Origin of the sequence: Solemya elarraichensis gill symbiont (assembly GCF_002021095.1) — a bacterium.
Classification (GTDB): Bacteria; Pseudomonadota; Gammaproteobacteria; order Chromatiales; family Chromatiaceae.
In genome coordinates, this window is record NZ_MPRK01000086.1 from 1 (window position 1) to 6,884 (window position 6,884).

Sequence of the window (6,884 nt, forward strand, 5' to 3'; positions counted from 1 at the left end):
CCTTTCACCTTTCACCTTTCACCTTTCACCTTTCACCTTTCACCTTTCACCTTTCACCTTTCACCTTTCACCTTTCACCTTTCACCTTTCACCTTTCACCTTGAACCTTAACTGTTGTTGCGTCCACGACCCTGCCCGCCTCTGCCTCTGCCGCCACCACCAGAACTGCGGCCTCTGCCACCGCCGCGGTTGCCGCCGGAACCATGCATCGGTTTCCTGCGTTCGGTTCTGACACGACTGCCTGGGTCGACTTCAGCAAGCAGTTCGGAAGGAGGCATGGTGACATCAAGTTTCTGCTTGATGTAGGCCTCGATATCCGGAAGTGCCATGGCGTAGGATTCACACACGAAACTGATGGCATCACCGTCACTGCCGGCACGTGCCGTACGGCCAATGCGGTGGACATAGTCCTCGGCATCATCAGGAAGGTCGTAATTGATGACGTGCGAAACATCTTCAATATGCAGTCCGCGTGCTGCAACGTCAGTAGCTACAAGCACAGAGAGTTCACCATCCTGAAAGCGTTTCAACAGCGACAGGCGCTTTTTCTGCGGCACATCGCCGGAGAGAATACTTGCTGGGAAACCATTGCCTTCAAGAAATCCCCAGATGATATCGGCAGCGCGCTTGGTGTTGACGAAAACAATTGCACGGTGCTCGTCAAATGAGCGCAGCAGACCGATCAGTAACGGAATCTTCTCGTCATTGGCGACCATGTAGCCTTTTTGACGGATGCGATCCGCTGTGAGGGTATCGGATTCGACCTTGATCTGGGTCGGGTTGTTCATGTGCTCGTAAGCAAGTTCTGTGACACGGTAGCTGAGCGTTGCCGAGAACATCAGGCCAAGACGCTCTTCAGGTGGTGGTGTGCGCCTGATGAGGTAGCGAATGTCCTTGATAAAACCGAGATCGAACATACGGTCGGCCTCATCCAGTACCACGACTTGCGTGGCTTTAAGGTCATATACTTTCTGTTTAAAGTAGTCAATCAGGCGTCCTGGCGTCCCGATCAAAATATCAACGCCGTCCTCCAGGTCCTGGCGCTGTTTGTCGTATGCAGTACCGCCAAATACGGCACGAATCCGGAAATCAGTATGTGCCCCCAGCTGCAGGGCATCCTTGTGAATCTGTACTGCGAGCTCGCGTGTCGGTGCAACCATCAGAGCGCGCGGCTGGTTCTTTCTGCGATTCTCTTTAGCTGGATGCGTCAGCAGGTGCTGAAAGGTGGCAAGCAGGAAGGCAGCGGTTTTACCTGTGCCTGTCTGCGCCTGTCCGGCAATGTCCTGGCCTGCGAGGGCCAGCGGCAGGGTTTCTGCCTGGATTGGGGTGCAGTAGTCGAAACCTGTGTCCTTGATGCCTGCCGCAACGCGGGGGTCAAATTCAAAGGAGTCGAAACGTGTATCTGTAAGGTGGCTGTCACTCATATAGGGTGCTCATCATTGTTATTCCTGCATTTCAAGGTCGATTGGCATCCTGGTCGGAGAGTCGATACAGACCAGCTTGTCGCGGCTGCTTTCGCCCTTCACCAGGGTGACGGCATTTTTCGTCACGCCAAAATCTTTCGCAAGCATCTTGATCAGGTGGCTGTTGGCCTTGCCATCAACGGGGGGTGCCAGGATTTTTACCTTGAACTGGTCACCATGGGGACCTGCATACTCATTTCCTTTCGACCTGGGCAGGATTTTCAGTCTAAGGAACAGCTTGTTATCTTCCCAACGATACCACGCCTCACTCATTTTTGCAGTATTGGCGGTACACCAAAGAGTGCAAACAGAGGCGGCATGATGAGCATCTTCAGCACCTTCAGTCCGATGATGGCCAGCATGGGGGTGAAGTCGACACCGGATGATCTGGCGGGAAAGACTCTTCTGACCGGGTTTGTAACAGTTGCTGCGATCTGTGAAACCAGCAGCTGCAACGGGTGACCCTGTGTAGTGGGAAACCAGCTCATGACCGCCTGTATGACGATGGAGAAAATAAATATCGAGAAGAATAGTGAGACCAGTTGTGGCAGTGCCCACGGGAGTGCGGCCAGCAGTGCTCCGTCATAACCGACGATTGCAAGTATCAGCAGCCCTTCAATCGCAGTTGCCGCCCATGCAGCGACCAGTGAGGAGATATCCATGCCGCGGTAGCCGGGTATGAAACGACGAAATTGCTTGAGCACCGGTGCTGTGACATTGATTATCATCTGTGAAATCGGGTTGTAGAAATCTGCCCTTGTCGCCTGCAGCAGGAAACGCAGCAGAAGCAGCATGGTGTAGAAACCAAATCCGATCTGGATCAGGAACAGCAGCGGCGTGGAGAGATATCCGCCTTCCATTATGGCTGCTCTCCATTGACCTGGCTTGAAAGCTCGATCGAGCGGTCACGTGCGGCAGTGAGTGCGTCCTCTATGATCTGCTCCAGGCCACTCTCATTGAAGACTGAGAGCGCTGCGGCCGTGGTGCCTCCGGGGGAGGTGACTTTCTCGCGCAGTACCGAGGGATCCTCGGGATTCTCCAGCGCCATGCGTGCAGCGCCCAGTGCGGTGTGTAGTGTCAGCAGTTTCGCCGAGTTGTGCTCCATGCCCATTTTCTCGGCAGCCTTGATCATCAGTTCCATTACCAGGAAAAAGTAGGCAGGTCCGCTGCCGGAGATGGCAGTAACGCTGTCCATCATGGTTTCACTCTCAACCCACAGGGTCAGTCCGACGGCACGCATGATAGATTCGGCCAGGTTGCGCTGATCTTCATTTGCATTCGGGTTTGCATACAGGCCAGTCGTTCCTGTCTGCAGCATGGCAGGAGTATTTGGCATGGTGCGGATGATGGCGACATCTTCGCCGAGCCATTCCGCGAGGTGCCTGGTCTGGATGCCTGCAGCAATGGATATGATCAGTGGTTTACTGCTGCTCGCAGCTTCCGCGATGTCGCGCGCAATTTGTGGCAACGTCTGGGGTTTGACTGCGAGAACAACGACGTCGGCCTCGAGTACGGCTGCCCGGTTGTCATCCGATGTCCTGATCGCGCAGCACTCCTTGATGAAATCAGTACGTTTATGATCCGGATCTGATGCAATGATGTTGTCAGCAGGATAGCCATCTTCGACCAATCCCTTGATCAGGGCTGCTGCCATGTTGCCGGCGCCGATAAAAGCGATTGTCCGGGTTGTCATACGGTTTACCTCTCAGATTAAACGTTCGTTTCTGGCTGTGTGACTATTCTATCAGTCACGTTGCCCGAAAATGGCTGTTCCTACACGTACGATGGTTGCACCGTGGCGGATTGCCTCTTCCATGTCATTCGACATGCCCATGGAGAGAGTGTCCAGATGCAAGCCCTTACTGTTAAGTTGCACAAAGAGCTGCTGCATCTGCGAGAATATAGCGGCCTGCTGCTGCAGATCATCAGTTGGAGCCGGCAGTGCCATCAGTCCCCTAAGTTGCAAACCTGGCAAACTGCTGATCGCTGTTGCGATCGATTCTGCTTCCTGCATGTCGATGCCGCCCTTGGATTCCTCGTTGCTGATGTTGATCTGCAGGCAGATATTCAGTGGATTCAACTCATCAGGGCGCTGATTGCTGAGCCTGTGTGCCTGCCTGAGTGAATCCACGCCATGTACCCAGTCGAAATTTTCTGCGATCAGGCGGGTCTTATTGCTCTGGATCGAACCGATGTAGTGCCACTCGATTGGTAGGTCATGCAGTGCTGCGATCTTATCAATGGCCTCCTGCACATAGTTCTCGCCAAATCGACGTTGACCGGCATCCCAGGCTTCGCGAATCGTCCCGGCAGGCTTCTTTTTACTCACTGCCAGTAGCGTGATTCCATCGGGTGAACGCCCGCAGCTGAGCGCAGCTGTATGTATTCTTTCTTTGATTGTTGAAAGGTTGTCAGAAATTCGTGTCATTATCTGTAATAAATATTTGAATTAAAACTCTTCATCTGGCATTTTACTACTCAAGAGTATTGCTTTCATACATAGTTATGCAATGATCGAGCAGGACGGATTTACCGGGTTCAGGGTAACCTGAATTATTTTGGCAATAAAGGAAAAAATGGCGAACATGGATATCACAGATCTCCTCACCTTTTCAGTCAAGCAGGGTGCATCCGACGTGCATATCTCTGCAGGGCTTCCACCAATGATCCGTGTCGACGGAGATATCCGACGTATCAACCTCCCCGCGCTCGAGCAGGAGGATGCGCAGGAAATGATCATGGATATCATGAACGACAGGCAGCGCCGCGAGTATGAAGAGCATCTTCAGATAGACTTCTCTTTCGACCTTCCCAAGGTCTCACGCTTCCGTGTCAACGCGTTTACCCAGGATCGTGGTAGCAGCGCTGTATTTCGCCTGATTCCATCCGAGATTCTGACACTTGAAGACCTCAACTGCCCGGAAACCTTCAAGGAAATCGTTAATGTGCCAAGTGGACTCGTGCTGGTGACCGGGGTAACGGGTTCGGGAAAATCGACAACACTTGCGGCGATGGTTGACTACATCAACAAGGAAAGATATGAACATGTACTCACTGTTGAGGATCCAATTGAATTTGTTCACCAGAGTAAAAAATGCCTGATCAATCAGCGAGAGGTGCACTCACACGTCGCCACCTTTGCCGATGCACTGCGCGCTGCACTGCGTGAAGACCCTGACGTGATACTCGTCGGCGAACTGCGTGACCTCGAGACTATTCGCCTGGCACTGACTGCTGCCGAGACCGGTCACCTGGTATTCGGCACGCTGCATACCAGTTCGGCCGCCAAGACTATTGACCGTATCATTGACGTTTTTCCGGCCGCAGAAAAAGAGATGGTGCGCTCGATGTTATCTGAATCGCTGCGCTCGGTAATTTCGCAAACCTTGCTGAAGAAAATAGAGGGTGGTCGTACCGCTGCCTGGGAGATCATGGTTGCAACATCGGCGATTCGTAACCTGATTCGTGAAAACAAGGTTCCACAAATGTACTCGGCAATTCAGACAGGGCAGGCGCTGGGAATGCAGACAATGGATCAGCATCTGACAAAACTGGTTGAAAACAGGATCATCTCCAGCGAGATGGCCAGGACCCGTATGATGCACGCTGAAGACTAACCGAGAGGCACACAGATGGATATTACACCACTACTTGAACTTGCCGTAAAAAGACAGGCGTCAGATATTTTCATTGCTGTTGGCCGTCCACCGTCGCTGAAAATCAATGACAACATTGAGCCGGTTGGTCAGAAAGAGATTACGATGAGCCAGTCGGAGGTGATTGTCAGTAACATTCTGCCCGATTATCTGAAAGACCGTTTTTTTACTGAGCGTGAAGCAAACTTTGCCCATTGTGTTGGTGGTGTCGGACGTTTTCGTGTCAGTGCTTTTTTCCAGATGGACATGGTATCCATTGTGTTTCGTTATATTCAGGCTGAAATTCCGAGGTTTGAAGAACTGGAACTGCCGGATACCCTCAAGGAAATCTCCATGATCCAGCGCGGACTGGTGCTGTGTGTAGGTGCTACCGGTACTGGTAAGTCAACCACCCTTGCGGCGATGGTCGGGTATCGCAATCACAACACCCATGGACATATACTGACTGTTGAGGATCCTGTTGAGTATATTCACACGCACGATGGTTGTATCGTCAACCAGCGCGAGGTTGGCGTTGATACCGAGTCATTCGAAATTGGCCTGAAAAACAGCCTGCGCCAGGCGCCAGACGTTATCCTGATCGGTGAGATTCGTTCGCGAGAAGTCATGCAGCATGCCATCACCTTTGCTGAGACGGGGCACCTGTGTATCGCCACACTTCACGCAAATAACGCCAACCAGGCGCTTGACCGTATCATTAACTTCTTCCCCGAAGAGCGCCGCAACCAGTTATTGCTGGATCTCTCTTTCAATCTGCATGCGATTATTGGTCAGCAGCTGATTCCACGAATCGATGGTGGTGAACGCATGGCCGTTTGTGTCGAATTGCTATTGAGGACACCCTACATGATGGATCTTATTCGCAATGGTGAAATCCACGACGTTAAGGACCTGATGAAGCGCTCGGAAGAGCAGGGTATGGTCACTTTCGACAAATCACTGGTACGCCTCTACCAGAAAGGCACAATCAGTTACGAGGATGCCTTGCGTTTTGCTGACTCATCCAACGAGGTGAGGCTGATGATCAAACTTTCAGCTGAAGCGAGTGGTAACCCCCTTGAATCAGGTGCCGATGAACAGTTCCAGCTTGAAAAGTCAGAGGATGATGAGGAAGAAGAGGGCTTTCTGAGTTAAGCAGGAAAATTGAAACATCCAGCATGAATAATGCGAATAAATGAGGCCGGAGTAGAGTTTACTCCGGCCTTTTTCAATCAGGATTCAGAGAATACCAGGCGTCCGTCAAACACCGGGCCGTCAACACAGACACGTTTCATTTGTACGCCACTGTCGCTTTCGACAGGCACTACGCAACCCGCGCAGCCGCCCACGGCACACGCCATGAACTCTTCCAGAGATGTCTGTACATTGACACCGAATTCACGCGCCAGGTCAACCACTGCCTGCAGCATCGGATGTGGACCACAGCTATAGATAGTCGTATCGTCCAGTTCCTGCCTCGTCAGTTGTGCGAGATAGTTGCGGGCGACATCGGTGACATAGCCTTGCTGGCATCCGGCATAGCCTTGCAGGCTGGCGAGCCTCGACGCAATGCCCCAGTCGTCCAGCAGCGGCATGGCCGCGATGACACCTTCATCCATGCCTTTAACGAAATGCTGCGAGGGTTTGGGAGTGAAAGGAAATGGAACCTCGGAACCAAGTACTGTAAAGCAGCTGTGGCCATCCAGGTTACGCAGTTCATCAGCAAGGAAAATCATCGGTGGCATGCCGACGCCTCCGCCAATCAGTAGCGAACGCCCCGAGTTGA

8 protein-coding genes are annotated in these 6,884 nt (G+C 52.4%); 2 read left to right on the forward strand and 6 right to left on the reverse strand.

The annotated features are described in order from the left end of the window. Positions 1 to 107: 107 nt before the first annotated feature. Genes BOW51_RS05770 through BOW51_RS05790 form a run of 5 tightly spaced genes read right to left on the reverse strand, consistent with a single transcriptional unit; the run spans position 108 to position 3,891 of the window. Complete coding sequence (locus BOW51_RS05770) at positions 108 to 1,424, reverse strand: DEAD/DEAH box helicase (RefSeq protein WP_078476867.1); 1,317 nt, start codon at positions 1,422 to 1,424, stop codon at positions 108 to 110. Positions 1,425 to 1,442: 18 nt separating this feature from the next. Next, positions 1,443 to 1,736 carry a DUF167 family protein gene (locus tag BOW51_RS05775; RefSeq protein ID WP_078476868.1) on the reverse strand — a complete coding sequence of 98 codons (294 nt, stop codon included), beginning with the start codon at positions 1,734 to 1,736 and terminating at the stop codon, positions 1,443 to 1,445. After that, complete coding sequence (locus BOW51_RS05780) at positions 1,733 to 2,323, reverse strand: YggT family protein (RefSeq protein ID WP_078476869.1); 591 nt, start codon at positions 2,321 to 2,323, stop codon at positions 1,733 to 1,735. Before BOW51_RS05780 ends, BOW51_RS05775 begins: the two co-directional genes overlap by 4 nt. Then, complete coding sequence (gene proC / locus BOW51_RS05785) at positions 2,323 to 3,156, reverse strand: pyrroline-5-carboxylate reductase (protein WP_078476870.1); 834 nt, start codon at positions 3,154 to 3,156, stop codon at positions 2,323 to 2,325. Before proC ends, BOW51_RS05780 begins: the two co-directional genes overlap by 1 nt. Positions 3,157 to 3,207: 51 nt before the next feature. Further along, a complete protein-coding gene (locus BOW51_RS05790; protein ID WP_078476871.1) occupies positions 3,208 to 3,891 on the reverse strand; it encodes a YggS family pyridoxal phosphate-dependent enzyme in 684 nt (227 codons plus the stop codon). A gap of 157 nt (positions 3,892 to 4,048) precedes the next feature. Here BOW51_RS05790 and BOW51_RS05795 point away from each other — a divergent pair, with 157 nt between their 5' ends. Together BOW51_RS05795 and BOW51_RS05800 are read left to right on the forward strand one after the other, a co-directional pair. Beyond that, positions 4,049 to 5,080: a type IV pilus twitching motility protein PilT gene (locus BOW51_RS05795; protein ID WP_078476873.1), complete on the forward strand. Its 1,032-nt coding sequence runs from the start codon at positions 4,049 to 4,051 to the stop codon at positions 5,078 to 5,080. 15 nt (positions 5,081 to 5,095) lie between these two features. Then, complete coding sequence (locus BOW51_RS05800; protein ID WP_078476872.1) at positions 5,096 to 6,253, forward strand: PilT/PilU family type 4a pilus ATPase; 1,158 nt, start codon at positions 5,096 to 5,098, stop codon at positions 6,251 to 6,253. 77 nt (positions 6,254 to 6,330) lie between these two features. Here the strand turns inward: BOW51_RS05800 and BOW51_RS05805 are convergent. Beyond that, positions 6,331 to 6,884 (reverse strand): iron-sulfur cluster-binding protein (locus tag BOW51_RS05805; RefSeq protein ID WP_442467906.1); only part of this gene is annotated, 554 nt, incomplete at its 5' end.

What these genes read in the sequence shown, in the direction of transcription:
- BOW51_RS05800 (WP_078476872.1), top strand. Translation starts at nt 5,096, where the DNA reads ATGGATATTACACCACTACTTGAACTTGCCGTAAAAAGACAGGCGTCA.
- BOW51_RS05780 (WP_078476869.1), bottom strand. Translation starts at nt 2,323, where the DNA reads ATGGAAGGCGGATATCTCTCCACGCCGCTGCTGTTCCTGATCCAGATC.
- BOW51_RS05795 (WP_078476873.1), top strand. Translation starts at nt 4,049, where the DNA reads ATGGATATCACAGATCTCCTCACCTTTTCAGTCAAGCAGGGTGCATCC.
- BOW51_RS05770 (WP_078476867.1), bottom strand. Translation starts at nt 1,424, where the DNA reads ATGAGTGACAGCCACCTTACAGATACACGTTTCGACTCCTTTGAATTT.
- BOW51_RS05790 (WP_078476871.1), bottom strand. Translation starts at nt 3,891, where the DNA reads ATGACACGAATTTCTGACAACCTTTCAACAATCAAAGAAAGAATACAT.
- proC (WP_078476870.1), bottom strand. Translation starts at nt 3,156, where the DNA reads ATGACAACCCGGACAATCGCTTTTATCGGCGCCGGCAACATGGCAGCA.
- BOW51_RS05775 (WP_078476868.1), bottom strand. Translation starts at nt 1,736, where the DNA reads ATGAGTGAGGCGTGGTATCGTTGGGAAGATAACAAGCTGTTCCTTAGA.